1 protein-coding gene is annotated in these 994 nt (G+C 51.2%); it reads left to right on the plus strand.

What is annotated here, in order from left to right:
• Positions 1-10 precede the first annotated feature (10 nt).
• Positions 11-994: phosphoribosylamine--glycine ligase (purD, locus tag LD39_RS21630; RefSeq protein WP_035554097.1), on the plus strand; the 984-nt coding region annotated here is incomplete at its 3' end.

Consider the following 994-nt stretch of genomic DNA (forward strand, 5'->3'; position numbering starts at 1 on the left):
AGTGGATGGAATGAATATTATGGTGGTCGGTCGCGGAGGCCGTGAGCATAGCCTGATTCAAAAGCTTGCCAGAAGCACACAGGCGGATAAAATTTTTGCAGTACCGGGGAATGCCGGAATGGAAGAGGTTGCGGAACGCGTATCGATTCCTGAAACTGAGCAGGAGCAGCTCGTCACTTTTGCCAAAGAAAACGGGGTCGATCTGACCATTGTTGGACCAGAGAATCCCTTGCTCGATGGCTTAGTCGATCATTTGCAAGAGGCAGGACTAAAAGTGTTCGGTCCGACTCAGTCAGCGGCTTTGATTGAAGGAAGTAAGCATTTCGCCAAGCAGATCATGGCGAAATACGAAATTCCAACAGCTGATTATGAAGCGTTCACGGAAGTAGAAGCGGCGCAAGCGTACATTCGTGAAAAAGGTGCACCGATTGTCGTGAAAGCGGACGGACTGGCTGCTGGGAAAGGCGTGGTCGTTGCGGAAACCGTCGATCAAGCCTTAGAAGCGGCTGAGGACATGCTTGAAAAAGGCCAATTTGGCGATGCGAGCAAGGAAATCGTCGTGGAGGAATTTTTGCAAGGGGAAGAGTTCTCGCTCATGGCTTTTGTCAAAGGATCGAACGTTTACCCGATGATCCCGGCGAAAGATCACAAGCGGGCTTTCGAAGGAGACCAAGGGCCGAATACAGGCGGCATGGGCGCATTTGCGCCAGTACCGGATCTGCCTGAAACAGATTATCAGTTTGCGGTAGAGTCTATTTTACAGCCGACCGCAGAGGCGCTTGTCAAAGAAGGGCGACCGTTCACAGGAATTCTTTACGCAGGCCTCATTCAAACAGAGAACGGCCCGAAAGTGATTGAATTCAATGCGCGTTTCGGTGATCCTGAGACGCAGGTCGTGCTGCCATTGTTAGAAAATGATCTCGTCCAAGTGTTTTTGGATGTGTTGGAAGATAAAGACCCGCAGCTTCACTGGGCGGACCAGGCTTGCGCAGGT

This window comes from Halobacillus sp. BBL2006 (assembly GCF_000786645.1).
Taxonomy (GTDB): Bacteria; Bacillota; Bacilli; order Bacillales; family Halobacillaceae; genus Halobacillus.